Below are 25,831 nucleotides of genomic sequence, written 5' to 3' on the forward strand. Positions count from 1 at the left end.
AGGAGGGTATCGGTTAAATCAGGCCGAGCTGCCGCAGTCCGTAGTGGATGCCCGCATCGTTGACGTGGCGGGTCACCATGTTTGCCAGCGGCTTCACCTGCTCGTGGGCGTTGCCCATCGCCACACCCATGCCGACGTAGGCTAGCATTTCCCTGTCGTTCAGGCCGTCGCCGAACGCCACCGCATCTTCCGGCTTGAGTCCGTAATGACGCAGCACCGCTTCAATGCCGCGCGCTTTGGAGCCGTTAGGAGGAAGCACGTCCAGGACGACGCGGTGCCAGCGGACGAACGACACGTCGTCACGAAAGCGGGTGAAGTAATTGTGTTCCTCCTGTTCGCCGCAGTAGAGGAACGCCTGGTAGATCGAAGCCTCTTCCCAGTAGCGCTGCCGACATACGGGCGGCGCCAGGCGCAGGGAGTGAAACGACTCGATTACGTGCGGATGGTCGGCGGTGTTGGCATAACAGGTATCGGCACTGAGGAATACCATCGGGTGGCCGTTGGCGTGGGCTGTCGCTTCCAGGTCGGCCAGCGTTTTCCTGGACAGCGGCGTCTCGCGGATCAGCCGGCCTTCTACAACCACGTACGAGCCGTTGAACCCGACATAGGTATCGATCCCCAGTTCCTGTGCAACCGGCAGCAGGTGGAACGGCGCGCGGCCTGTGGCAATCGCGACCAAAACGCCGTTTTCCTGCAGCTGCCTGACAGCCCTCCGCGTCTCCTCGGGGATGGTGTGATCCGTATTCAAGAGCGTCCCGTCGATGTCAAAAAACACGATTTTGTATGACATGTTTCTCTCCTCTCTACAAAACAGGAAAAGGGAGTGCCTGCAAAGACATCCCTTTTTTTCTCTTTTTTTCATTTAGAATACAGCCGTTTCCGTCTCGCTGTCAAACACATGGCACTTGGACAAATCCATGCCCAATTTGACGGACATCCGCGGCTTGATGCCTTCGCGGGCGTCGACGCGAGCTACAAGCTGTGTGCCGCCGACATTGGAAAAGTAGACGTACAGTTCGGAGCCCATGTTCTCGACGACGTCCACCTCTGCCGTGACGTTGCTGTCAAACGGATTGGCTTCGATAAACTGGTTGTCGCTGTAAATGTCTTCCGGGCGAATGCCAAACGTGACCTGCTTGTCGGCATATCCTTTCTCCCGCAGCACCTTCGCCTTGTCTTCCGGAAAGCGAATCCGCAGGTTGGCAGCTTCAAAGAACAGCTTTCCGTCCGTTTCGACGATGCGCCCCTTGATGAAGTTCATCGCCGGGGACCCGATAAAGCTGGCCACGAACTGGTTGACCGGGTGGTTGTAAATGTCGGTCGGGGTGGCCACCTGCTGGATGACGCCGTCTTTCATTACGACGATGCGGTCGCCCATGGTCATCGCTTCGGTCTGGTCGTGGGTCACGTAAATCACGGTGGTGTTGAGCCGCTGGTGCAATTTCAGGATTTCCGTGCGCATCTGGACGCGCAGCTTGGCATCCAGGTTGGACAGCGGTTCGTCCATGAGGAATACCTGCGGTTCGCGGACGATGGCTCGTCCCAGAGCGACGCGCTGCCGCTGGCCGCCGGAGAGCGCCTTTGGTTTGCGGTCGAGCAGATGGGCAATGTCGAGAATGCGCGCTGCTTCCTGGATGCGTTTGTCAATCTCCGCTTTGGAAAACTTGCGCAGCTTGAGGCCAAACGCCATGTTTTCGTAGACGTTCATGTGCGGGTAGAGGGCGTAGCTTTGAAACACCATGGCGATGTCGCGGTCCTTGGGGGCCACGTCATTGACCCGCCGGTCCCCGATGTACAAGTCGCCTTCGGAGATTTCCTCCAATCCTGCGATCATGCGCAGCGTGGTCGATTTCCCGCATCCGGACGGACCGACCAGTACGAGAAACTCACGGTCTTTGATCTCCAGATGAAAATCGTGTACCGCGGTAACATTATTGCTGTACCGTTTGTACACGTGATGGAGCGTCACTTTTGCCAACTCCGGCACCTCCGTCTTCCCGAAAGTTGCAATGCTGTCGTTCCTCTTCGCTGTAGCCCATATGTTACCAGCAGGGGATGGGCAGCGCTACGGTCAAATTGTACGAATTGTTTGGTCAATTTTGCCGAAACAGGAGAAACAACTGCAGAAGCACGGCATCGGGAAACTGCCGGGGGTCCAGACCGGTCTCTTCCGTCAGCTTGTCCAGCCGGTAGATCAGGGTATTGCGGTGCAGATACAACTGCCGGGCGGCTTCGCTCACATTCAGCTGCCGGGCAAACAAGGTCTCCAGGGTCTGGATCTGTTCGCGGCTCAGCTTCGGTGCCGGCTTTATATGCAAGAGTGTATCGCCCAGCAGAGAGGCGATGTCGGAAGGCAGGGAAGCGGCCCACTGTTCCAGCGGGTACTGCCGTCTGTCCGCTACCATGACTTTCGGCCGGTATTTTTGCAGGGCGCGGGAGAGGCGGAGGCAGTCGGTTAGCGCCTGGTCCAGGAGGACAGGTGTCTCCACGGCCGGTCCGAGAATGACGCGCACGTTTTCCATCAACTCGGTGGAGATGAGGTCGTGCAGGCCATAGGCCCACTCCAGCCAGTTTTCCGCATCGCCGCCATCCAGGGCGGAGACGGGAACGGCCAGGAGCAGGTGTGAAGGAGGCAGCGGAAACAGCGAGACGAGGGCCCCTTTGAAAAAATCGTGCAGGAGCGGCTGCAGTATGGCCAGTTCAAACAGTCCCTCGCTTCGGGTGGATTCCAATAGGAAGCAGACCCGCTTCTCCCGCCACGCCCAGTGCTGTTCCAGTCCGTCGGGCGGAGAAGCGGGCAGGCCCGCCGCCACTTCCGTCAACCAGGCGGTGACCTGTTCCTGGGCGGGGCCGGCCTGTTCCGGCTTGGTCAACAGCAGCGTCAGCAGCGAACGTGCGGCATCGGGCCACTGTGCCGGCCGTATGGCTACCATCAACGCCCGGCCGGCGAAAGACCCGCTTTGGACGATTTCCCAGCCGGACTGCTCCTGTGCGGCACGGACGGCCTCGATCTCTTCCTGTGCCACGTTCAGATACGCGATCGGCAGGCCTGTCGCCTGCCGAATTCGTTCCACATCCCGTTTCCATGCGTCCATCTTCGGCACCCCGTTTCACTGCGAGATGCCATCATTATACATTACTCCAGGGCCAGTGTGCGGCCGGCTTCAGTCGCAACCTTGCCCGGTTTGGTTGCGGCGTGTGGTTTTGCAGCGGAGCCTTTCATTTGAGCGGCAGCAGCCGTCTCCGCAGTCGGAAGCTCAGACGGCGCGCCGGCAGGAACCAGCGTGTGCAGCGTGATCTCCGGACGGGAGCGGAGGCGAATGTTCAGCCCCGTCTGCCCCAATCCCTCGCTGATGTAAAAGGGGCGTCCGTCGTAGTGATGCAGTCCTTTTACCATGTTCAGCTTGGGCAGTTGGCCCATCGTGACGAGATGAAACGGCTTTGGCCAGTGGATCTGTCCGCCGTGAAAGTGGCCGGACAGCAGATAATCATACGAATAGTCCCGCATCTCCAGGACGAGGTTGGGATCGTGCGTCAGTACGAGGCGCACGCCATCTGTCGGCACATGCCGAAATGATGCAGCCAGATCACTGTGGCCGGTGGAGTAGTTGTCCACGCCGATCACGTGCAGCGGCATTCCGTCGTGGATGAGTGTCACGTGCTGGTTCACCAGCACCCGACAGCCGATCCGCTCCAGCTCTGCTTTCAGCTGCCCAAGCTTCGGGGGCGCCAGCACATAGTCGTGATTGCCGAAGACGACAAAGGTGCCAAGACGCGGGTTCAATTTCATCACGGTTTCCACGTAGGCTACAGCTTTGGGAATATTTTTATGGCGGTCCAACAGGTCGCCGGTAATCGCAATCAAATCAATGTGCTGTCCGGAAAAGTCCCGGACGATCCGCTCTGCGGGGATGGAAATATTCTCCATATGAAGGTCGGACAGATGCAGCACGGTGAGCGGCTTAAAGCTGCCGGACTCGCCGCGGCACTCCGACGGCTGGACGGCCACGTTGACGCGGCGGATGTTCAGATCAAACGTATTGCGGTAGGCGCGCGCAAGTAAAACGGCAAAAAGCGACACAATCAATAACCAAAACATCTGCTGTCACCTCCGCTTTCTAGCAAACTACCTGATCATTATACAAGATTTCTGGCGTTTTCTGATAAGTAGGTTTCTGGGAGGAGGAATTTGTCAAGAAGTGCAGAAATATTATGAAAAAGCTGAATGAAGCAGTGATCCTTCAGTCACACAAGGAGAGTGAGAGAGTATGAAAGTCGACCTGATTCCGCCCGCGGAAGGACAGTACAACCTGAAGAACTACGACGAGGCTTACGCCAATTTTAACTGGGCCGACGTGGAAAAGCAGTTTTCCTGGTATGAAACAGGAAAAGTCAACATCGCGTATGAGGCGATTGACCGCCACCTGCAGACGGAACGAAGAGACAAGATCGCCCTGCTGTACAGCGACGCGACCAGGGATGAGCGCTACACGTTTGCACAGTTGAGCGAATTATCCAACAAATTCGGCAATGTGCTGCGCAGCCTGGGCATCGTCAAAGGAGATCGCGTTTTCGTGTTCATGCCTCGTTCGCCGGAGCTGTATGTAAGCGTTTTAGGGGCATTGAAAATCGGAGCGATCGTGGGACCGCTGTTTGAGGCGTTCATGGAAGCCGCTGTCCGCGACCGGCTGGAGGACAGCGAAGCGGTGGCCATTGTCACCACGCCTGCGCTGCTGCCGCGCATTCCGGTTAAGGATCTGCCTGCGCTGAAGCACATCATCCTGGTCGGGGCTACAAACGAATTGGAGAAAGGTCAAATCAGCTATGAAGAAGCGATGGCATCCGCATCCTCCGAACTGGAGATCGAATGGGTGGATCGCGAAGACGGCATGCTCCTGCACTACACCTCCGGCTCCACCGGCAAGCCGAAAGGGGTGCTGCACGTACACAACGCGATGATTCAGCACTACCAGACCGGCAAATGGGTCCTCGATCTCCAGGAGGACGACATCTACTGGTGCACCGCTGACCCGGGCTGGGTAACCGGTACGTCCTACGGGATTTTTGCCCCCTGGCTGAACGGCGCCACCAACGTGGTGCGCGGCGGACGGTTCAAGCCGGAGGAGTGGTACGACACAATTCAAAAGTACAAGGTGACTGTTTGGTACAGTGCCCCGACTTCTTTCCGCATGCTGATGGGGGCCGGCGACGAAATCGTGAAGCGCTACGACCTGTCATCACTGCGCCACGTCCTCAGCGTCGGTGAACCGCTCAACCCGGAAGTGGTTTATTGGGGCATGCGGGCCTTCAACCAGCGCATTCACGATACCTGGTGGATGACGGAGACAGGGGGACAGCTCATCTGCAACTACAAGTGCATGGCGATCAAGCCCGGCTCGATGGGCAAACCGTTCCCCGGCATCTACGCAGCCATCCTGGACGATCAGGGGAATGAACTGCCGCCCAACCGGATGGGCAATCTGGCGATTCGTACCGGCTGGCCGTCCATGATGCGCAAAATCTGGCGAAATCCGGCGAAGTACGAGGAGTACTTCCGCTTCCCGGGCTGGTACGTGTCCGGCGATTCGGCCTACAAGGACGAAGACGGCTACTTCTGGTTCCAGGGCCGCATTGACGACGTGATCAACACCTCCGGCGAGCGCGTCGGTCCGTTTGAAGTGGAAAGCAAGCTGATGGAACATCCGGCAGTGGCAGAAGCGGGCGTCATCGGAAAACCGGATCCGGTGCGTGGGGAAATCATCAAGGCGTTTATCTCCCTGCGTGCGGGCTACGAACCAAGCGAAGAGTTGATGGAAGACATCCGCAAATTCGTCAAGGAAGGCTTCGCCGCCCATGCCGCGCCGCGCGAAATCGAATTCCGCGACAAGCTGCCGAAGACGCGTTCCGGCAAGATCATGCGCCGCGTGCTCAAAGCGTGGGAACTGGGCCTGCCGACCGGCGACCTGTCCACGATGGAAGACTGATCCTGGCAAAAAATCTCCTGCGTTAAAAAGCGCAGGAGATTTTTGTTTTACGAATGGGGATGGTCGTGCTCATGGCTGCACTTCGCCGGTTCCCTGTGTTCGCAGGCCAGTTCGGCATGCCGCACTGTATCGTCTTCAATCTGAATGGTCACATGGGAGATGCCAAACTCATCGTGCAACAACCGGATCGCTTCGTTTAGGATCGGATAACTGGGCCGGTCATCCTCCACGGTGAGATGGCAGGTGAGCGAATCAAATCCTGACGTGACGGTCCAGACGTGCAGGTCGTGCACACCCTTTACCCCGTCGAGCTGCAGCAGGCGTTCGCTGACGCGGGTCACGTCAATGTGGGCCGGCGATCCTTCCATCAGGATGTTGACCGATTCCTTGGTCACGCGCCACGAACTGAACAGGATCAGGACGGCGACGACGATGCTGATCAGCGGGTCGGCGATGTACCAGCCGAACCAGAGCATCAGGAGACCGCCGATGATGGCCCCGACGGAGCCTAGCAGGTCGCCCAGCACGTGCAGTAAGGCACTGCGCACGTTTACGTTTTCCCGATAGTCGCCGCGCATCAGCACGTACGCGGCAGCGATATTGGCGACAAGCCCCAGCGAGGCGATCAGGATCATGGTGCTGCTCGCCACTTCGGGAGGGGTACGCAGCCGCTCGTACGCCTCCCAGAGGATTGCCAGCGAGATCACGGCCAGTGTGACACCGTTGGTCAAGGCAGCCAGAATTTCCAGGCGGCGCAGCCCAAACGTTTTCTGGGTGGAAGGAGGACGGGCCGCCACATGCAGCGCGATCAGACTCAAGAGCAGGGCAGAGGCGTCGCTGACCATGTGGCCGGCATCAGACAAGAGTGCTAGACTGTTGGTCAGGATGCCGCCGACGATTTCCACGACGAGAAAGGCGGTGATAATCAAAAACGCGATCAGCAGGGCGCGCTTGCTGGCCCCTTTGCCGTGATGGTGATGATGACCGTGTCCGTGGTCGTGGGCATGGCCGTGATGGTGATGCAGACCCATGCGGATTCCCCCTTACGTCACAGGATGTCGGCCCGATGTGTGCAGGATGTGCTTGAGCAGGTAACGCGCATCCTCGCCAACCCCGCCCAAGAGAGCGGAAGAACGGCGATATTGCCATGGCAGGCCGAGAAAGTAGAGGCCGGCGGTTGGCGTGACGCCTCGCCGGTGAATCGGACGGCCGTTTGCGTCCAATACGCCCGGGACATGAAGCCAGTCATACGTGCAGCGAAACCCGGTTGCCCAAATGATATTAACAGCTTCCGCCTGACTGCCGTCTGAAAAGGTTGCGGTATTGCCTGACAGGCGGATGGTCCGCCCCGTTACGCGCAGCCGTCCCTGCTGCTTTAGATATTGAAACTGGCGCTTGCAGCCAATGATCGGATCGGGCTGCCTGCTCAGCCATTGGCCCGGCAGGGTGGTGACGGGAATGGAGAGTAGTCCGGACAGCTTGAAGTACCAAAAGATAGGTTTTCCCAAAAGGCGCTGGGGAAGAAACGAACGCTGTCGCCCGATGGAGAGAACAACCGGTCTGGAAGCGGCAAGTTCCACGGCGATCTGGACCCCTGAATTGCCGTCTCCGACCACCAGGACTGGGCCGGGGCGGAGCTGGTGTTCGTTTTTGTACGCATCCGTATGTAATTGGACGACATCAGGGGCAGCATCGCGATGGATCTCAGGGATCCACGGCGACTGAAACGGTCCCGTAGCGATCACGACCTGCCGGGCGAACCACTGCTCCTGTCCGCTGGTGACGAGAAATCCATCGCCGTACTTCTCAACCGACGAGACGGGCGTTTTTGTCCGGATTGGCAGGGAGAAGTGGGCGGCATACCGTTCCAGATAGTCGGCCACGTCGTTTTTCCCAGGCAGTCCGTCACGATCGCCGGGGAAGGGCAGGCCGGGCAGGTCGCTTAAAGAGCGCGGGGTGAACAGCACCAGCGTGTCGTACCGCTGCCTCCAGCGATCGCCCACCCGCTCGCACTGGTCGACGATCAGGAAACGGAGCCGCGCTTGCCGCAGGTGGTAGCCCATGGCCAACCCCGCTTGACCGGCACCAATTACCAGCACATCATACGCGTTCATGCAATGTTTCCCCTTTTCCACAAGTGATGGCAAGAAAATGATAACACATTAACATATGAACATTCAATCATATATTTATGTAATTTGACTGCATCTTCTGCCACTTCCGGGCGGCTGCACACAGAGCCATGCCGCAACATCGGCAAGCAAAGAAGCATGTTTCCGCGTTTCGGCGGAGCCATGCTTCTCGAAAGAGGCTGTTAATTCTAAATAGTCAGAACAAAATGTCTCCTAGACGTCCTGTTGTATCTCGGATCAGCCGACTTGTATCTCAGATCAGCCGGCGGCAACCGATTGGGCGGCAGGTCGGGTGTAGACCCGATGGGGCTGGAGATCGCCCGGATGTCTGACATACAGCGGTCCCCATGCTGGATTGGCATCGTGCATGCCTTTCAGCACGGTGATCATGCGTTGGAAAATCTCCTGGATATTGGCGCCCTGTTCCAAAGCACCGGTGACAGCAGCTGCCACCACGTGGGCGGCGTACAATCCCGACATGTAGCATTCGTTCAGATCGCCGGAGGAGGTGAGATGGGAGCGAATGCTGGCAGCAATCTGCTCGTCGCGGTCGTGCCAGTTCTGGATCTGGGCAAGTGCGTGGTCTTCCAGGCTCTTCAACGGCGACTCCGCGATGACGGAAGCTACTGCGGCGGCGGAACGCTTTGCCGTATCAGCGTCGATGGTTGTACGGCCCAATACGATCGTGCCGAGATCTTTGTCCGTTTCCGCCATGAGGGCATCTGCCCAGATCGACGCACCGTCAAAACGGAGCAGCCGGACCGTCTCGGCGGCCAAGTATCCGCGCAGGATGTCGGCGGGGTGAGGATCGTAGTCGGGACCCGTATTGCGCAGCTTCGGTGTGCCTCCCCAAGCGCCGTTCAAGGCGCGGAAGTAACCGATCAAGCCAATGCCCGCGGCTGGCCCCATGTTGAGCACGCCCAACACGTCGGAGGCGGTTTCATCGATGCGGAGCGCCCAGTACTCGGCCAAGCTGCGGCTGAACTTTTGCCCGAGCAGCTCCTGGCGGACGACCTGTGACAGCTCCTGCAGCAACCCCGTATCGGCGTGCAGTATGTCGTGTCCGGCCGTTTCGTGGGCGAGCGCGGACCAGGCGAGCAGTCCCTGCTTGGCATGGGAAGGGGGAAGGTTTACAATGCCTGTCTCCAGTCCAAAATGGGCTGCGGCGTCAATTGGCCACGTGTACGGTCCGTATTGGGGCCGTCCCCATTTGACCAGCGGAGCGATTACGCTGCGGTCCGGCGGTTTGATTCCGGCCCGGTCACCCGCACTGAGAAAACCGTCGTACAAGTCGCTGACTACTTCCTGGAAGGCATCTGTTGCGGTTTGTTCGTATCCTTCCCCGTTTTGCAGGATTGCCTGGACGATGTCCATGAGCAGACCGGCTTCCCGTTCCCGGTTTGGGTCACGTTTGAGCAGCTCGGCAAATCCGGACTCGGAGAGCTCGTCCAGTGTGCGCGCGATTGGCTGAAACACTTTCTCCCGATAGAGCGGCGGCAGTTTGTCCCGTGCGGCCTCCAGGCGAATCAACAGTTGCCGGTAATCCGTCGGGTCGGCCGGTCCCGGGTTTGTATCCAATGCGGCCGTTTTTGCCTCTTCAATACACGCCTGCAGGTTGGAAAAATCAGGTTGTTTCATCCGTAGCGCCTCCCATCATCAAGAGATTTTCTCCGGACAAGCGGCAACGTCAACCGATGTGAAAACGGACCGAGAACGGGGAGATCACCTCCTATTCAGGTGTGGGCGAAACGGTTCGGTTTGGATGAGTGATGGATAGGATGCAGCGATAGGGAGAGGAAGCGATTCCGGAGCCGGGCAGCGGAGGAGAAACGAGCTGGCTCGGGAATCATGCCGGAATGGCTGCAGCGAACAGGAGCAACTTTGCGGGCGGCGCTCCACGCCTGAGAAAATGAGGTGTCGCACGCGATCGCCACCGAGCGCCAAATCATGTGATGACGTCCGCGTCATTCTTCAGCTGCACGCGGGGCCCCCGCTATCCGGCGGCAATCCTTATCCCGCATGCGACGAGCGTAGATGACTTGAGCCATTCCCTGGTGCTCACGCGATCACCTCTTGCAGCTATTATAAAACGGAATGGTTGGAAAAAAAAGTGTTGCTGTAAAATTCCGCCAATTTCCGTGTGTGATGAGGAGTCTAAAAGGGCTGTCCCTTAGAAAAGCGCTGGGGACAGGCGATTGTGCTGTCTGTCCCCGTCATTGTTTCAGCAGATGGTGGCGGACTGCATAGGCGGCCAGCTGTACCCGATTGGCCAACTGCAGTTTTTCCAAGATGTTTTTGATGTGATTTTTCACCGTGTTTTCCGCGATCACCAGTGCGTCGCTGATCTCCCGGTTGGTTTTGCCTGCACCGACGTACTTGACAATCTCCCGTTCGCGCGGGGTGAGCACGTCCGGCGTCGGTTCGTCCAGTCGTTGCTCCTGGCGGAAGTGGTGAAACAGCCGCGTTGCCATTTCGCGGGAGACGTCGCTGTCTTCGCCCAGGAGGGCATGCAGATAGGTGATCCAGTCGTCCGGCTCCAGGTTTTTCAGCAAATACCCCTGGGCACCGAACTGGATGGCGGTGATCAGGTCGCCGACATCGTCGGATACGCTGAGGATCACCACCTTGATGTGCGGGTAGGCTTTTTTCACCACCCGTGTGGCTTCGAGGCCGCTCCACCCGGGCATGTTGATGTCCATCAGCACCAGATCGGGCTGCAGTTGTCCGCAGAGGGTGTATGCTTCCTCTCCGTTGGTCGCCTCGCCAACCACCTCAAAGGACGGATCTTGTTCCAACAGGCTGCGAATGGCCATCCGCGCCATGGGGTGGTCGTCGGCTATCAACACGCGGTATGCGCTCATCTCCCGATTCCTCCGTTTCCGGCCGTCAGCTGTATGTGCGTGCCGCCTTCCGCGCGCTGGCGGATGACGATGGCAGCGCCCAACTGCCTGGCTCGCTCGGCCATCATCGCCAAGCCGTATTTTTTCGCTTCGCCGTCAACCGACGGGATTCCGATGCCGTCATCCTCGATCACAAGCTGCCAGTTTCCAGGTTCGGTGCCGACCAGCTTCAGCCACGTGTGGCGGGCATTGGCGTGTTTGCGGATATTGGCAAACGCCTCCTGGATGACGCCGAACAACTGTACTTCTTCGGCTGGTGAAAAAATGCCATCCACAAGCTGCACCTCCTGCGTCACATCCACTCCCGACAGCGCGCTCCACTGGGAGAGCCACTTTTCCACACGTTGCGTGAGGCTACTGCCTTCTTCCGGCAGGGAGCGCAGGTTGAAAATCGCCTGCCGTACGTGATTGTCAATGGCCGAAACAGCGACGCGCGCATCCTCGAGCTGTCCCTGTTTCAGTTTGACGTTGAGGAAAAAGAGTGACTGGGCGATGCCGTCGTGCAGTTCCCGCGCCAGCCGTTCCCGCTCCTCGTACACAGCGCGGCGCGCCTGTTCTTCCACCAGTTTGGCATTCATCCGCTCAATCTTGCGGAACATCCAGGTGGCAAACAAAAACGACAGCAACAGGGTCAGGATCGTGATATAGACATTGCCCGCTTCCATCGAGAGGTAATCGAGCAGAAAATCGTGCCGGACAAATTCAAAGCCGCCGATGATGAATGGCGGCAAGAGAACGGTCAGCCAGTAAAGGCTGCGGTACGTCATGCCACCTCTCCCTTCCAATTGCCTGATCCTTGAGATCTCGTAATCTAGTATACCGAAGGAACCGGGCGGATGGTATACTCGGGTAAGAGTGACAGACTGACAGGAGGAGAAGACATGAGCACGGTGGCAAAAGCGATGACCATCGCGGGTTCGGACAGCGGAGGCGGCGCCGGCATCCAGGCGGACCTGAAGACGTTTCATCAGCTCGGCGTCTACGGCACCAGCGCCATTACGGCGGTGACAGCGCAAAATACGCTGGGAGTGGCAGGGGTCTACCCGCTGCCGACTGAAGCGGTGACGCAGCAGATCCGCGAAGTCCTGCGCGACATCGGCGCGGACGCGGCCAAGACGGGCATGCTGTTTGACGCCGCGATCATCCGGGCGGTGGCGGAGGAAGTGCGCGCGTTTCGCCTGGAAAAGCTGGTGGTCGATCCGGTGATGGTCGCCAAGGGCGGCGCCAAGCTGCTTTTGGACGAAGCGATTGAGGCGCTGAAAACACACCTGCTCCCGCTGGCCGAAGTGGTGACGCCCAACCTGCCGGAAGCAGAGTGCCTGACCGGCATGACGATCCGCACACCAGCCGACATGCGGGAGGGGGCAAAGGCGATTCACGCCTTGGGCGCACGCCATGTCCTGATGAAAGGCGGACACCTGGACGGCGATGAGATCGTCGACATGCTGTACGACGGACAAGCGTTTTACGAAATCGCCCACAGCCGCATTCAAACCCGTCACACCCATGGGACCGGCTGCACCTTTTCCGCCGCCCTGACGGCGGAACTGGCCAAGGGAAGACCGTTGGTGGAAGCGGTGGAGCGGGCCAACCGGTTCATCGTCCAGGCGATCGCCACCGCACCGCAAATCGGCGGCGGGCACGGCCCGACCAATCACTGGGCAGCCATTGAATAAAACTACGGCAAGAGCTCGAGGTCTCCTCGAGCTCTCAGTTTGCAGACAAAGTCCGCGGCGTATGGGAGAGCGGGCCCGCTCGCTCGCTTGACGCCCAGCAAAGAAGCGAATGATGTCCGCTTCAAAACGAGACGCGGGCAGGGGACAAACATCTGGGTATTTCGAGGAAGTGAGACTTGTGTCCCCTGTTGATTCCCGCGTCTTCGTTTTTCCGCTGAGTCGGTCGTCAAAGGAGCTCGCTTGGCCCATCCCGCCATGCGATGCCCATTGTCTTCCGCTTCGGTTGATGAATGGGCAGGCCTTTCGGCCTGAAAATCATTTTTAAAGTCCGTAGTGCGTTCCACCGGCCGCAGCCGATCATTTGATGCCAACGGTAAAGTCCCCATTCAGTTTCGCGGGATAATCGGACAGGGTAAATCGATACGTTGATGGAACACCCTTTTCTGTTTTCCGCTTGAACAGTTCGCCAAAATACTGGACGCCGCCGTACGCGTAGGAAGTCCCCTGAACATGCTCGTACTCGTTGCCCCGGTCGTCATACAAATCCCGGACTAACGGGTGAAGCTGGTGAAGATCGCCCTCCTCCACCCTCAGCGCGAGGTCCAGCCCCACCACGTCTTCGTTCTGCCGCAGGGCTTCCACCCGCAGTCTGTCGTCCGGCGCCTGCAGCAGCCGGCCGGTTTTCGCGTCGATGACCACGTGCAAGTTCTCCTTGTCCAGGGCCCGGATGCCGTCGGCTGTGACATACAGCTTTTCCGGCGGGGTAAAGTAGCTGCTCTCCAGGTAGTAGACCACGCTGTCCTCATCGACCGAATGGCTGGATACGCCGTTTCCCCAGAAGGCGAATGACTCCCCTTTTTCATTGACCAGACGAAGGTTGTCAAAGCCGAAGATGCGCTTGCTGTTTTTCGGGTCGAAGCGGATGGCCACCTCCGTCTGCGTCGGATAGACGGTGACGCGCTCCACCGTGATGGCCTGACCGTCCACGATCACGGTTTTGTTGACGGGATATACTTTTTCTGTCAGGTCGGCATATGTGGACTTGTCGATCGGGATGTCCACGGACAAGGGTTCCCATACCTGATTGTCTACGGACAGGGTGACCTTGGCGGTGATGCGGTCCGGGATCGGGACGTCATCTTGCCAGTAGACATCCAGTTTGTTTTGGCTCACGACCGCCTCCTTGTCAGCAGGCTTGTGTGACCAGGAAAAGCCTGCCTTCAACTGGTTTCCCTCCGGATCGTACAGTTCCAATTTTTCCAGCTTCGTCACATGTCCCGGCTCCGCATTCTTGATCGTGTACACAATCAGCATCCGTTTTTGGTCCATCAACACCTGATCCACCGTAAAGCTCACCTTGCCGCGGACGGCCGACCGGCCAACCTGCTGCGTCAAACCGTGCTGGGCCGCCATCTGCAGTCCCTTGTCGTACTGGATCAGCTCCACCAGCGGCTTCAAGCCGGGAACGCGGCTGACGTAGGCGGCGACGGCTGGGGAGAGGCGGATGGAGAAGACCAGCCCCAGCATCAGCACGCAGGCGGTCAGCGCAGACCAGCCAATCCGGTGCAGCCGCTGCGTGCGCATCTGCCGCCGCCGGGCTTCTGCCATGCCGGCCATGATGTAACGATCTGCCTGTTCCGGGACCGCCACATGCTGGTACCGCTCCCTGATCTCGGACAGCTGCTGTTCCGTTTGCTCCCAGTCACGCACCGTGATCACCATCCTTTTCCCAGATCTTCGCGCAGGGCGCCGAGCGCTTTGTGCAGCCACGTCTTGATTGTGCCTTCCGGGTGACCGAGCAGGGAGGCAATTTCCCGGATGGTCAAATCTTCAAAGTACTTCAATATGATCACCTGGCGCTGGACCGGAGCCAGGCGGGACAGAGCCTCGTCGATCTGCAGCCGGCTGTCGGTGTCCTCCACATGGGCGGCCTCCCGCTCGGTCGGCTCCAACTGCCAGCGCCGCTTTCGCTTTTGCTCGTCAATGCAGGTGTGAATCATGATCCGTGTCAGCCAGGTGGAGACGTAGGCGGGAGTTTTCAATTTGGAGAGCTTCAGGTAGGCTCGACAGGTCACTTCCTGCAGCGCTTCCAGGGCGTCCGTCTCGTTGCGGAAAAAGGCGTAAGCCACCCTGTACAGTTTTTCCTTGTGTGCGCGAATCAATTGGTAAAACGCGTCGTCGTCTCCGCGCTGCGCGGCCGCGACAAGCTGTTCCAGGTTCACGTCAACCCCTCCCGTCTTATTAGACGCCCGGGAGCGGCAAACGGTTTTGCCTGCGCGTGGTTGATCCGCTGTCCAGATTGAACCGTTGCGGAGGGGCGGGAAAAGGCCGAGCAGTGGCTGCGCCGCTTCACACAAACGTGCAGTAAGTGGCAGCCAGGTTTCTCCGCGGTGGAGATGTTGGCGGGCAGGAGATACTAGCATGAGGAGGGAACCAGCCATGGAAACGATGACGTTGGACAAGGCGAAAGCAACGGCCGGCAGCGATCCCAACCTGTTTGAGCCCGATTTCGTCTTCTTTGAACCGGCCGCGCTGGACTATCCGCTGGGCCGGGAACTGTACCGGCGGTATCAACAACAAGGCCTGCCTATCCGGATGACGACCAGTCACAATCAGGTGCGCGGCATTCCGGGAGAGACAGAGGTGCAACAGTACCGCAATGCCAAGCGGACCTTGGTGGTGGGCGTGCGGAGGACACTGAAGTTCGAGCAGTCCAAGCCGTCTGCCGAGTACGCCCTGCCGCTTGCCACCGGCTGCGCTGGCCACTGCCATTACTGCTACCTGAACACCAACATCGGCACCAAGCCGTACATCCGCGTCTACGTCAACACGGACGAAATCTTTGCCCAGGCCGAGCGGTACATCCGCGAGCGAGCTCCGCAGATTACCCGGTTTGAGGCCGCTTGTACGTCAGATCCGGTCGGTATCGAGCACATTACCGGCAGTCTGAAGCGGGCCATCGAGTTTTTCGGCAATCAGCCGCTGGGGAGGCTGCGGTTCGTCACCAAGTTTCATCATGTAGACTCCCTGCTCGACGCCCGACACAACAAGCATACCCGCTTTCGCTTCAGCATGAATGCGGACTACGTGATCAAGAACTTTGAACCCGGCACGTCCAGTTTTCAACAGCGACTGGAAGCGGCCGGAAAAGTGGCCCGGGCCGGCTACCCCCTCGGCTTCATTCTGGCGCCGCTGTACCGCTTTGACGGATGGGAAGCGGGCTACACCGATCTGCTGGAGAGGCTGCGGCAGCAGTTGGCACCGGAGGCATTGGAGGACCTGACGTTTGAGCTGATCCAGCACCGCTTTACCAGCGTGGCCAAGAAGCTCATCTTGCAGCGATATCCCAAAACCCGCCTGGAGATGAATGAAGCCGATCGCAAATACAAGTGGGGGAAGTACGGCAGAGGCAAATACGTCTATCCGGACGAACAGGCCAAGGAACTGCAAACCCACCTGGAGCAGGAAATTGCCCGGCTGTTTCCGCAGGCCAAAATCGAGTACTTTACCTGACGCCGCCGAAGATCGATCGAGCATGCACGGCCGGCCTGGGAGCACGCCCGGCCGGCCTTCAGGCAGTATGCTGCCCATGTTTCCCAAGTGAATCGAATCTTTTCGACAAACCATGACCGTCCATGCTACAATATGGAGTGCTCTCATATCGTGGGAAAGGATTTGTACATAGTCATGAAACCCATTTTGCTTACCGTCGAGGGGCCGATCGGTATCGGCAAAACATCGCTGTCCCGGGAAATCAGCAAGGCTTTCGGGTTGCGGCTGTTGGAAGAGATCGTCTACGAGAATCCGTTTCTGGGGAAATTTTACGAAAACATCGCGGAGTGGAGTTTCCAATTGGAGATGTTTTTTCTTTGCAACCGCTACAAGCAGCTGCAGGACATCCGCTCCCAGTACCTGCAGCAGGGCGTGTCCGTCGTGTCCGATTACAACATTTTCAAGAACACGATCTTTGCCAAAAGGACCCTTGACGGCGAAAATTTGCCAAAGTATTTAAAGATTTACGACATTCTCACCGAAGGCCTGCCGCAAGCCAACCTGGTCGTCTACCTGACCGCTTCGATCGACACCGTCATGAAGCGGATCAAGATGCGCGACCGGGACGTGGAGCGCAACATGGATGTGGGGTACATGAAAAACCTGATCGCCGATTACGACGAATTTATGAAAGCGTTTGAACAGCGTCATCCCGATACGCCGGTGATCAAGTTTCACTGCGACGATCTGGATTTTGTGCACAGGCCGGAGGATCTTGCCTACGTGCTCGGTCAGATCGGGCCGCAGATCAGGGCGCTGCAGGAATCGTGAGCGATTCCGCAGACCAACCGCAACTACAGGAGAAGGAGTTACGTCATGTCAGGATTCAGGAACAGCCATCTTCGCGAAAAATACGGCATACCGAGTAACGCGGTGATTACCATTGGCGGAACGGTCGGGGTGGGCAAGTCCACGTTTACGCGCGCGCTGGCGGAGCTGTTGGGCTTCCGCGTCTCCGTGGAAAAGGTGGACAACAATCCATATCTGGGCCGCTTTTACGAGGACCTCTCGCGCTGGGGCTTTCACCTCCAGATTTTCTTTCTGGCGGAGCGCTTCAAGGAACAGAAGCGCATGTTTGAATACGGCGGGGGGTTCGTTCAGGACCGTTCGATTTACGAGGACACGGGCATCTTTGCCCGCATGCTGTACGAACAGGGGCACATGACCGAGGAAGATTACCAGACCTACTCCCAGCTTTTTGAAGCGATGGTGATGACCCCGTACTTTCCTCATCCCGACCTGTTGATTTATCTGGAGGGCAGTTTTGAGGAGATTCTCAGCCGGGTAAAGGAGCGGGGGCGGCCGATGGAACAGCGCACCCCGATCGAGTACTGGCGGGATTTGTACGAACGGTACGAAGCCTGGATTTGCTCGTTTTCCGCCTGTCCTGTTCTGAGGATCAACATCAACGAGTACGACGTGGTGGCCGACCAGTCCTCGGTGGAAGTGGTCCTGTCCCGGGTGGCGGAAAAAATCCGCCTGGGTCGGTCGTTCCGCCGCTAGGCCGCGAAGTGATCCCCCTGACGGCGTGTGTCATGCCGCGTCCAGGGGGATTTTTTTACAGCGGATCGGCGCGATTGTCAGTCCGTAGGACCTGTACTGTCGCGAAGGGCGAGGTTCTCCGCATTGCGCTGCACTTCGAGGTGAGCGAATGGGCTTTGGACCAATCCGGCTGTGGTATAATAGTGGCATCTTGGAAATCAAAGGAGCTCAGAAATGGCAGAAGATTGGTTTGAACGCAGCTTTCGTGAAGATTACGTGCTGGTGTATCAACACCGCGACGATGCTTCGGCAGACGAGGAGATCGCCAATCTGCTGGAGCGGCTGCCGATCAAGCGCACGGGCAGGGTGCTGGACCTCTGCTGCGGGAGCGGACGTCACTCGCGAGCGTTGGCCCGCCGGGGATACGACGTGGTCGGGGTGGATTTGTCGTCTGTCCTGCTGCAGTTGGCAGAGGAGCAGAACTCATTTCCCAACCTGCGTTTTTACCGCTACGACATGCGCCACATCCCGTTTCGGGAAGAGTTTGACATCGTCGTCAACCTGTTTACCAGCTTCGGTTACTTTACCTCCGACGCGGAAAACGAACAGGTGGTCCACAACATGGCCGCCGCATTGAAACCGGGCGGTGAAGTCGTCATTGATTACCTCAATCCAGCCTACGTCAAGGCTCATCTTGTGCCGCGCTCGACGAAAGAGGTCACCGGTTTGTTCATTGAGGAAGAGCGCTGGATCGAAGACGGGTTTGTCAAAAAGCGGATCGTCGTCAACGATGCGGAGCAGTCCGAGCCCCGCATCTATCTGGAGCAGGTGCGCCTGTTCTCCGTGGAAGAGATGACGGCCATGCTGCGCCGGGCCGGTTTTGAACGGATCGAAATTTACGGCGATTACGAATTCCGGCCGTACGCAGCGGAAACGTCACCGCGCATGATTTTCTACGCCCATAAGTGTCAGGCGACGAGCTGATCAGCGTGACTAACCGGACGTGTCAGTGAATAAGATGGTGATAATTCCGTTCACTGAACGAAGGGGGCGTGCTGATGACCAGACTGACACTGGAACAGGTGAAAGTGTACATGAACAAAGTGCCCGGCTGGAGGCTGGTGGAAGACCGGATGGCGTTGGCCCGCACGTACCACTGTGCCGATTTTGCTTCCGCCGTCAGCTTTGTCAACCGCGTGGCGGAGCAGTTGGAACACGACAGCCAGCATGTGGAAATCCTCATCTCCGGCGGGGCGGTCACGTTTACGCTGACGACCCGGGACGCGAAAGGACTGACGGGTAAGGATTTTGCCCTCGCCCAGACGATCAGCAAGTTTAGCTAGAACGGCAGTTGCGCCGCCCTGTTCATCCGGGCGGCATTTTTGTTTGGCGGCTGGGTCTGGTAAGATGGGGTTGTGCACATAATGAAACGGAGGGAGTCACATGGATATTCACCAGCACGCTCAGTTGATTGCGGTTCTGGAAAAGGACTTTCGCGGGCAGGCGGCCGAGATTCAGTTTACCCAGTGGGACAGTGACGGCGAAGACGAGGAAGTGACGCAGTTTCGCGGTGAGTTGAGTGACGTGCGGCTGTCGGACAACGAGTTTGGGGAAAAGGATTTGCAGATGTCGTTTGCGATTGACGGCGACCAGGTCGTGGACATCCTCATGGAGATTCCAGCAGATGAAGAGGATTTGGCCGCTTTTGTCGACGGGCGTCTTTCCATTTTCGGCACGGAAGCTGAGATCGTCCTGAAACGATAAGAAACCGGCTGTTCTGTACACTTGCAATAAACGGCCAGTTTGGCTGCATGCGACAGGAGGCAGGAAATGGCGGATGATCACGATGGTCACGCGCTTGAAACCTGTGTGCATTGTGGTATGATGAGAACGTCAACTAGAGTTGATTGGCAAAGGAGCAACAGCGATGAAAGCTAAGACGACAAAAGAGTCCCGAACCATCCAGGCTTCTCTGGTACTGCCGTCCGATACCAACTATCACAATACGATGTTTGGCGGGAAAATGATGTCCTATATCGACGAAGTGGCAGCCATTGCCGCCATGCGCCACTGCCGTCGGCCGGTCGTCACCGCATCCATCGACTCCATCGACTTTTTGACCCCTGTCAAGATGGGCCAATCCATCTGCCTGGAGGCGATCGTCTCCTCGACGGGTACGACGTCGATGGAAGTGTTTGTGAAAATCATATCCGAGAACTTGATGACCGGGGAGCGTGCCCTGACTGCTACCTCGTTCCTGACCTTCGTCGCTCTCGACGAAGACGGCAAGCCGACACCGGTTCCGCCGGTCATTCCGGAAACAGAAGAGGAAAAGTACCTGTTTGAGACCGCCGAAGAGCGGAAGCAGATGCGCAAGGAACGAAAGCGCAGCACGGAAGCGTTCGTCGGCCAGTTAAACATCAAGAAAAACATTTGACCCGCATTGTCACAGCAGAAAAAACCCCGCGGATGTTCATCACATCCGGCGGGGTTTTGTTGTGTCATCTGTGGATGCTGTTCTCATTTGTGTCAACAGGATCGCGTCGGAGGGGCGGGGAAAGACCTCGCCTGTCTCATGACCTTCTCACTCCACAAAACGCTTTCGGATCTCCGGTGTGGGCAGCAGGCATTGTTCCTTTCGTCCAAACCAGCGATAGCGGTTGCGGGCAATCCAGTTGTACACACAGTCCCGTACAGGACGGGGAATCATTAGTCCCAGCGAGGAGAGCAGAGGCCACCACCCGTTCAGCTTGCGGCCGACGCGAAGGATTGCGTCAGAGCGGGTGTACAGCCGGTCTCCATCGATCAGCACGACGGTGCGCAGCTCGTCTGCGAGAAAGCTGTGTCCGGCGAGCAGATGGCGGGCTGTCTCCGACTGAAGCGAAGCGAAGCGGATCTGTCCGGCTGGATCGCGCGGGATGATAAACCGGACAGCGCCGTGGCAGAGGTTGCAGACGCCGTCAAACAGCAGGATGACTTCCGAGCGGGGCGGCTTGTTCATCGTAAGCGCCTCCTGTCACGTAAAATCGGTGCGAAAGAGGAGGGGCATGAACGTGTCAGGCCAACCGCAGACGGCATCATCTGGTTGCGAGCCGCCGCAGTTTCCTCCCCCTTTCAGCATACCAGATCTGCGGCTGCTTCTCCATTGTCTGGAAACGATGGAGGCGGTTTCATAAAACCTTACCAGACCAGCACACCGCTTCGGATCAGCTCTTCTGCTTTGGCCATGTCGACGTGCATCTCCCGGTCTTCCGTCAGGCGCGGAATTTCGCGACGGATGAGCTCATAGGCCCGCTGTGTGCCCTCTCCCAATCGGCCGCTGCCAAACTCGATTGCCTGGGCAGCCGCCAGGTATTCGATCGCCAGCACCTTGGCCGTATTGGCGACAACGGTGCGCAGTTTGCGCGCAGCTGTCGTGCCCATGCTGACGTGATCCTCCTGGTTGGCTGAGGAGGGGATCGAGTCGACTGAAGCGGGATGGCACAAGACCTTGTTCTCCGAGACGATCGACGCCGCAGCGTATTGGGTGATCATGAACCCGGAGTGCAGTCCGCCGTGTTCCGTCAAAAAACCGGGCAGACCGCTGAGCTGCGGATTGACCAGCCGTTCTGTTCGCCGTTCGGAAATGTTGGCCAACTCGGCGATCGCAATGGCGAGAAAATCGGCTGCCAGCGCCATGGGCTGACCGTGGAAGTTGCCGCCCGAGATCACCTCTCCGGTGTCGGAGAAGAGGATGGGATTGTCGGTAACGCTGTTGCATTCCCGTGTGACGGCCGTCCAGACGTATTCCAGTGCGTCGCGCGTCGCTCCGTGGACCTGGGGAATGCAGCGAAGGCTGTACGCGTCCTGGACGCGCAGTTCGCCCGGAGCGGTTGTTCGTTCGCTGCCGTGCAGGTGAGCCAGCAGCCGGCGCGCTGACTCCTGCTGCCCCGGATGCGGGCGGGTGAGATGGAGCTGCGGATCAAACGCTTTCGGGATGCCGCGCAGCGCCTCCACGGTCATCGCGGCGATCACCTCGGCGCTCTCCATCAGGATGCGGGCGTCATGCAGGGCGATGGCGAGCAAGGCTGTCATCGCCTGCGTGCCGTTGATCAGTGCCAATCCTTCCTTGGCCTCCAGGCGGATCGGCTCCAGGCCGGCGGCTTGCAGTGCCTCTGCGCCGGACAGGCGCTTGCCCTGATATTCCGCTTCTCCCTTGCCCAACATCACCAGCACCATGTGGGCGAGCGGGGCGAGGTCCCCGCTGGCGCCGAGTGATCCCTGTTGGGGGATGATGGGGTGGACGCCACGATTGCACATCTCGACCAACAATTGCAGCGTTTCTTCTCTTATGCCGGAATACCCTTTGGCCAGCGCGTTGATGCGCAGGGCCATGATCGCCCGGACCACCTCTGCCGGATAGGGCTCCCCCATGGCGCAGGCGTGGCTGACAATCAGGTTTTCCTGCAGTTGGTGAATGTCCGCGTCGGGAATGACGACGTCGGAAAATTTGCCAAAACCGGTGGTAATGCCGTACACCACGCGACGTTCCCGCACCATGCGGTCCACCAGGGAGCGGGAGCGGCGGACCTGTTCTGCCGCTTCGGGGGTGAGTTGGATTTTTGCCCCGCAGCGGGCAATGGCTGTCACCTGATCAATCGACAAATGATTGCCATCCAGAAAAATGACGGTTTGTTGATTGCTCATGTTTGTCCTCCTTTTACCAATTAGTGTGTCATGCACATGGTTTTTTCTGCGTTAGCAAAGCAGAGAACAAAAAGGAAGAGGGGATAGGATGTTTGATCCTATCCCCTCTTTCAGGGTATCTATGCAGTTGGCAAAACGTGCGAGACGCCCGCCTGGCATGCGTTTCCCTACTTTCTGTCCTCTCGAATATTTAGATGATTTCATCTTTTTTAATTGTACCTGATCGAGACAAGCAGTCAAGGGGGAATCCCGTCACGGCGTTTGCTCGGCAAAGGCAAAAAACGGGCTCAGCTAATTCGGTATAAGTAGGCAGGTGTCGTTTCTCGGAGAGGGTGAATGTCATACCATGTACTGTGCGATTTTACCAGAAAGGATGTGTGACTGTGGAGAAACGACGCAAGATTCCGCCGATGCCTCCGGCGATGCCAATGCCCAAACGGAAGCCGAAGGAAAAGCCGCTGCCACATATGCCGTCGCCGAACATGCCGTCACCGAACATGCCGTCGCCAAACATGCCGTCGCCGAACATGCCGTCGCCGAACATGCCGTCGCCGAACATGCCGTCACCGAACATGCCGTCGCCGAACATGCCGTCGCCGAACATGCCGTCGCCGAACATGCCGTCGCCGAATATGCCATCGCCCAACATACCGAGGAGACCACCGTGTGTTCGGCCCAACGTGCCCTTCAGGCCGCCGAACGTCAGCCCCAATATGCCGCACCCGCCCAGTTCCGAATGGCGCAGGCATGACAGAAGGAGGGGCAGCGACCGCGATTGGGAAAAATACTATTACCACCAGGAGCGGATGCATCACTACAAGCAAAGATGCGAGCAGTACCGTCATCATCGCCGAAAATACGGCAAGTACTACGAACTGTACTCGCACCACAAACGGAGAATGCGCCACTACTACGAACGCTGCATGTATGAGAGCACGGGTTGCAGTTCGTGCGGATGCGACTCGTCGTCCTACCGCTCCAGTTCCAGTTGCGGCTGCGGCTGCGGTGGCCGGTGCCGCTCCTAAACAAATAATACGCAGCGACGCCGTTCCCAGTGAGCGGCGTTTTTGCGTGACGCGCTCCTGCATGAAGCGGTTCGTTTGGGGAAACCTATCTGCCAAACGAATCAACGAATCATCAAAGGAGACTGGAAATGGAGCACTACTTGTCAGAGCAGTATCGGGAAGGATTGCAGGCGTTTGGACGAATGATGCCCGAAGCGCTGAACGCTTATAACCGGTTTACCAGCGAGTGTTTTTCCCCTGGCGAGCTGTCGTCAAAGGAGAAGCACCTGATGGCACTCGGCATCTCGCTGTTCGCCGGAAATGAGCACTGCATTGTCTATCACCTGGAAGCGGCGCTGGCGGAAGGCGCGAGCGAACGAGAAATTACCGAGACTGTGGCAGTGGCAGGGGCGTTCGGTGGGGGGACGACGCTGTCGCACGGCGTCATATTGATCCATGAGGTCATGGAAGAAAAAAAGCTCAGCGTGTAGACAAAGTACGTGGCGCATGGGTGATCGGGACCGCTCGCTCTCTTGACGACCAGCAAAGAAAGTAGATAGCGTCCGCTTCAAAACGCGACGCGGGCAGGGGGCAAACATCTGGGTATTTCGAGGAAGTGAGACCTGTACCCCCTGTCTTCCCCGCGTCTTTCGTTTTTCCGCTGGGCAGGTCGTCAAAGGAGCTCGCTTGGTCCATCACTCCATGCCATGTCCTTTTTCTCCACCTTCGGTTGATCGGTGTGCAGGCCTTGCCAACCTCCATGCAACCTCCACGATAAAAAAGCACGTTGTCTTCAGTTTGTGCGGAGCAGCCCGACAGGGGCTGCTCTGCTTTTATGTAAAAATATGGGATTGTCTGCTTGGCTCACTTCTCAGGTATAGCCGGTCAAATGGCACGTACAATGTACTAATCACTGCACAAGCTGTAGAAATGTCGTGCCGAGAGGAGGAATGGCAGTGACGAACGGATTGCAGGATCAGTGGAATCACTGCTGGATCAACGGGGAGAAACACTGCCTGCCGACTGCGCTGGACGTGACGAATCCCGCGACGGGAGAGATGGTCGGCAGGGTGCCGCTGGGAGGCGAACGAGAAGCGCGGCTGGCCGTCGATGCGGCGGCGCATGCCTTTCCGCAATGGGCTCAGCTTCCAGCCCAAACGCGCGCCGGTTACCTCATGGAGTGGGCCGAGCGGATCGTCCGGGACAGGGACGTGCTGGCGGAACTGTTGACAGCGGAACAGGGCAAGCCGCTGGATGAAGCGCGTGACGAGCTCGAAGGTGCCGCTGCGTTTATCCGCTGGTACGCCGAAGAGGGAAAACGCGCATACGGTGAGGTGATTCCCGCCTCCAGACACCAGCAGCGCATCATGGTGCTGCGCCAGCCCGTAGGTGTAGCCGCGCTGATCACGCCGTGGAACTACCCGGCCGCGATGGTGGCGCGCAAAATGGCTCCGGCGCTCGCGGCGGGATGCACCGCAGTGCTGAAGCCGGCACGGCAGACGCCGTTGATTGCCGTAGCGCTGTTCGATCGTCTGATGGAGACGGGGCTGCCCGCCGGAGCGGCCAACCTGGTGACGGGCGCGGCCGATGCGATTGGCGGCACGTGGCTGTCTGACTCCCGTGTACGCAAAATTTCGTTTACCGGCTCTACGGAAGTGGGCAAGCAGTTGATGCGCAGGGCGGCCGACCAGGTCAAGCGGCTTTCGCTGGAACTGGGCGGAAACGCCCCGGTGATCGTCTTTCCCGATGCCGATCTGGAGCGGGCAGCCGAAGCCATCGTCGCCAACAAGTTTGAAAATGCCGGACAGATGTGCAACGGGATCAACGTCATTTACGCCCACCAGGAGATCGCAGACGCGCTGACCGAGCGGATCGTCGCCCGGGTGCGCCATTTGCGGGTGGGTGCGGGGACGGAACCGTGCGTGCAGGTGGGGCCGCTGATCGACGAGAACGCCGTTCACCGGGCAGAGCAGTTGGTGGCGGACGCCCGTGAAAAAGGCGCGCGCGTCCTGACGGGCGGTTACCGGCTGACGGCGGGGGCGTATGCTCGCGGCCATTTCTTTGCACCCACCGTGCTGGACGGCGTCACCCGTGCCATGGCCGTCACCCGCGAGGAAATTTTCGGCCCGATTGCCCCCATTGTCCGTTTTGCATCAGAGGAAGAGGTACTCCGCTGGGCCAACGAGACCCCGTACGGGTTGGCAGCGTACGTCTTCACGCGCGATTTGGGCCGCTCCTGGCGGATGAGTGAAGCGCTGGAGTTTGGCATGGTGGCGGTAAATGGCACGTCGCTCAGCGTTCCGCAGGCGCCGTTCGGCGGGATCAAGGAAAGCGGCGTTGGGCGCGAAGGCGGGCATCACGGCTTGGCCGAATTCATGGACGTCAAATACGTTGCTTTGACACTGCCTGATTGAG

Annotated in this window: 26 protein-coding genes; 12 read left to right on the plus strand and 14 right to left on the minus strand. The window is 58.4% G+C overall.

All coding sequences use genetic code 11. From position 1 onward, the window contains the following. Positions 1 to 13: 13 nt before the first annotated feature. The 4 genes from ETC00_RS12765 to ETC00_RS12780 form a co-directional block, all read right to left on the minus strand. Complete coding sequence (locus ETC00_RS12765) at positions 14 to 790, minus strand: Cof-type HAD-IIB family hydrolase (protein WP_171566468.1); 777 nt, start codon at positions 788 to 790, stop codon at positions 14 to 16. Positions 791 to 862: 72 nt separating this feature from the next. After that, positions 863 to 1,978 carry an ABC transporter ATP-binding protein gene (locus tag ETC00_RS12770; protein ID WP_171566469.1) on the minus strand — a complete coding sequence of 372 codons (1,116 nt, stop codon included), beginning with the start codon at positions 1,976 to 1,978 and terminating at the stop codon, positions 863 to 865. Between the two features lie 115 nt (positions 1,979 to 2,093). Next, positions 2,094 to 3,095, minus strand: coding sequence for a PucR family transcriptional regulator (locus ETC00_RS12775; RefSeq protein ID WP_171566470.1), 1,002 nt, complete (start codon positions 3,093 to 3,095; stop codon positions 2,094 to 2,096). 41 nt (positions 3,096 to 3,136) lie between these two features. Continuing rightward, entirely contained in the window at positions 3,137 to 4,099 is a 963-nt protein-coding gene (locus tag ETC00_RS12780) for a metallophosphoesterase (RefSeq protein ID WP_171566471.1), read from the minus strand. A gap of 169 nt (positions 4,100 to 4,268) precedes the next feature. On the opposite strand from ETC00_RS12780, the gene acsA reads away from it, so the two are divergent. Beyond that, positions 4,269 to 5,984 (plus strand): acetate--CoA ligase, encoded by a 1,716-nt coding sequence (acsA, locus tag ETC00_RS12785; protein ID WP_171566472.1) that lies wholly within the window; start codon positions 4,269 to 4,271, stop codon positions 5,982 to 5,984. Positions 5,985 to 6,031: 47 nt separating this feature from the next. Here acsA and ETC00_RS12790 read toward each other — a convergent pair whose 3' ends face one another. The 5 genes from ETC00_RS12790 to ETC00_RS12810 all read right to left on the minus strand — a co-directional run bounded on the left by ETC00_RS12790 (position 6,032) and on the right by ETC00_RS12810 (position 11,783). Further along, complete coding sequence (locus tag ETC00_RS12790; RefSeq protein ID WP_171566473.1) at positions 6,032 to 7,015, minus strand: cation diffusion facilitator family transporter; 984 nt, start codon at positions 7,013 to 7,015, stop codon at positions 6,032 to 6,034. 12 nt (positions 7,016 to 7,027) lie between these two features. Further along, entirely contained in the window at positions 7,028 to 8,098 is a 1,071-nt protein-coding gene (locus ETC00_RS12795; RefSeq protein ID WP_171566474.1) for a flavin-containing monooxygenase, read from the minus strand. A 276-nt stretch (positions 8,099 to 8,374) separates the two neighbouring features. Then, positions 8,375 to 9,754 (minus strand): hypothetical protein, encoded by a 1,380-nt coding sequence (locus ETC00_RS12800; protein WP_171566475.1) that lies wholly within the window; start codon positions 9,752 to 9,754, stop codon positions 8,375 to 8,377. 575 nt (positions 9,755 to 10,329) lie between these two features. Further along, positions 10,330 to 10,977, minus strand: coding sequence for a response regulator (locus ETC00_RS12805; protein ID WP_171566476.1), 648 nt, complete (start codon positions 10,975 to 10,977; stop codon positions 10,330 to 10,332). Next, positions 10,974 to 11,783 (minus strand): sensor histidine kinase, encoded by an 810-nt coding sequence (locus tag ETC00_RS12810; protein ID WP_171566477.1) that lies wholly within the window; start codon positions 11,781 to 11,783, stop codon positions 10,974 to 10,976. Before ETC00_RS12810 ends, ETC00_RS12805 begins: the two co-directional genes overlap by 4 nt. A gap of 114 nt (positions 11,784 to 11,897) precedes the next feature. Here ETC00_RS12810 and thiD point away from each other — a divergent pair, with 114 nt between their 5' ends. After that, the gene (gene thiD, locus ETC00_RS12815) at positions 11,898 to 12,692 is read left to right on the plus strand and encodes a bifunctional hydroxymethylpyrimidine kinase/phosphomethylpyrimidine kinase (protein WP_171566478.1); all 795 of its coding nucleotides are present in this window, start codon (positions 11,898 to 11,900) and stop codon (positions 12,690 to 12,692) included. Positions 12,693 to 13,049: 357 nt separating this feature from the next. Here thiD and ETC00_RS12820 read toward each other — a convergent pair whose 3' ends face one another. Beyond that, positions 13,050 to 14,402, minus strand: a complete 1,353-nt coding sequence (locus ETC00_RS12820) for a DUF4179 domain-containing protein (protein WP_349290978.1) — start codon at positions 14,400 to 14,402, stop codon at positions 13,050 to 13,052. A gap of 5 nt (positions 14,403 to 14,407) precedes the next feature. After that, positions 14,408 to 14,914, minus strand: a complete 507-nt coding sequence (locus tag ETC00_RS12825) for a sigma-70 family RNA polymerase sigma factor (protein ID WP_171566480.1) — start codon at positions 14,912 to 14,914, stop codon at positions 14,408 to 14,410. 217 nt (positions 14,915 to 15,131) lie between these two features. Here ETC00_RS12825 and splB point away from each other — a divergent pair, with 217 nt between their 5' ends. The 7 genes from splB to ETC00_RS12860 all read left to right on the plus strand — a co-directional run bounded on the left by splB (position 15,132) and on the right by ETC00_RS12860 (position 20,163). Further along, entirely contained in the window at positions 15,132 to 16,205 is a 1,074-nt protein-coding gene (gene splB / locus ETC00_RS12830; RefSeq protein WP_171566481.1) for a spore photoproduct lyase, read from the plus strand. Positions 16,206 to 16,379: 174 nt separating this feature from the next. Further along, positions 16,380 to 17,015, plus strand: a complete 636-nt coding sequence (locus ETC00_RS12835) for a deoxynucleoside kinase (RefSeq protein WP_171566482.1) — start codon at positions 16,380 to 16,382, stop codon at positions 17,013 to 17,015. A 45-nt stretch (positions 17,016 to 17,060) separates the two neighbouring features. Continuing rightward, the gene (locus tag ETC00_RS12840) at positions 17,061 to 17,747 is read left to right on the plus strand and encodes a deoxynucleoside kinase (RefSeq protein ID WP_171566483.1); all 687 of its coding nucleotides are present in this window, start codon (positions 17,061 to 17,063) and stop codon (positions 17,745 to 17,747) included. Positions 17,748 to 17,960: 213 nt separating this feature from the next. Continuing rightward, on the plus strand, positions 17,961 to 18,710 hold the full coding sequence (locus tag ETC00_RS12845) for a class I SAM-dependent methyltransferase (protein WP_171566484.1): 750 nt from the start codon (positions 17,961 to 17,963) through the stop codon (positions 18,708 to 18,710). 74 nt (positions 18,711 to 18,784) lie between these two features. Further along, positions 18,785 to 19,069, plus strand: a complete 285-nt coding sequence (locus ETC00_RS12850) for a 4a-hydroxytetrahydrobiopterin dehydratase (RefSeq protein ID WP_171566485.1) — start codon at positions 18,785 to 18,787, stop codon at positions 19,067 to 19,069. Positions 19,070 to 19,169: 100 nt separating this feature from the next. Next, positions 19,170 to 19,490: a hypothetical protein gene (locus ETC00_RS12855; protein ID WP_171566486.1), complete on the plus strand. Its 321-nt coding sequence runs from the start codon at positions 19,170 to 19,172 to the stop codon at positions 19,488 to 19,490. A gap of 163 nt (positions 19,491 to 19,653) precedes the next feature. Then, positions 19,654 to 20,163 carry an acyl-CoA thioesterase gene (locus tag ETC00_RS12860; protein ID WP_171566487.1) on the plus strand — a complete coding sequence of 170 codons (510 nt, stop codon included), beginning with the start codon at positions 19,654 to 19,656 and terminating at the stop codon, positions 20,161 to 20,163. A 147-nt stretch (positions 20,164 to 20,310) separates the two neighbouring features. Here ETC00_RS12860 and ETC00_RS12865 read toward each other — a convergent pair whose 3' ends face one another. From ETC00_RS12865 to ETC00_RS20720, 3 genes are all read right to left on the minus strand, one after another. Continuing rightward, a complete protein-coding gene (locus ETC00_RS12865) occupies positions 20,311 to 20,727 on the minus strand; it encodes a thiol-disulfide oxidoreductase DCC family protein (protein WP_171566488.1) in 417 nt (138 codons plus the stop codon). 179 nt (positions 20,728 to 20,906) lie between these two features. After that, positions 20,907 to 22,412, minus strand: a complete 1,506-nt coding sequence (gene hutH, locus ETC00_RS12870; protein WP_171566489.1) for a histidine ammonia-lyase — start codon at positions 22,410 to 22,412, stop codon at positions 20,907 to 20,909. 361 nt (positions 22,413 to 22,773) lie between these two features. After that, positions 22,774 to 23,124, minus strand: coding sequence for a hypothetical protein (locus tag ETC00_RS20720; RefSeq protein WP_171566490.1), 351 nt, complete (start codon positions 23,122 to 23,124; stop codon positions 22,774 to 22,776). 94 nt (positions 23,125 to 23,218) lie between these two features. On the opposite strand from ETC00_RS20720, the gene ETC00_RS12880 reads away from it, so the two are divergent. The 3 genes from ETC00_RS12880 to ETC00_RS12890 all read left to right on the plus strand — a co-directional run bounded on the left by ETC00_RS12880 (position 23,219) and on the right by ETC00_RS12890 (position 25,830). Next, positions 23,219 to 23,437 carry a hypothetical protein gene (locus tag ETC00_RS12880; RefSeq protein ID WP_171566491.1) on the plus strand — a complete coding sequence of 73 codons (219 nt, stop codon included), beginning with the start codon at positions 23,219 to 23,221 and terminating at the stop codon, positions 23,435 to 23,437. 128 nt (positions 23,438 to 23,565) lie between these two features. After that, on the plus strand, positions 23,566 to 23,907 hold the full coding sequence (locus ETC00_RS12885; protein WP_171566492.1) for a carboxymuconolactone decarboxylase family protein: 342 nt from the start codon (positions 23,566 to 23,568) through the stop codon (positions 23,905 to 23,907). Between the two features lie 465 nt (positions 23,908 to 24,372). Then, positions 24,373 to 25,830 carry an NAD-dependent succinate-semialdehyde dehydrogenase gene (locus tag ETC00_RS12890; RefSeq protein WP_371808904.1) on the plus strand — a complete coding sequence of 486 codons (1,458 nt, stop codon included), beginning with the start codon at positions 24,373 to 24,375 and terminating at the stop codon, positions 25,828 to 25,830. Position 25,831: the final 1 nt, after the last annotated feature.

The sequence above is a fragment of the Brevibacillus sp. MCWH genome (genome assembly GCF_013096935.1).
GTDB lineage: Bacteria > Bacillota > Bacilli > Brevibacillales > Brevibacillaceae > Brevibacillus > Brevibacillus aydinogluensis.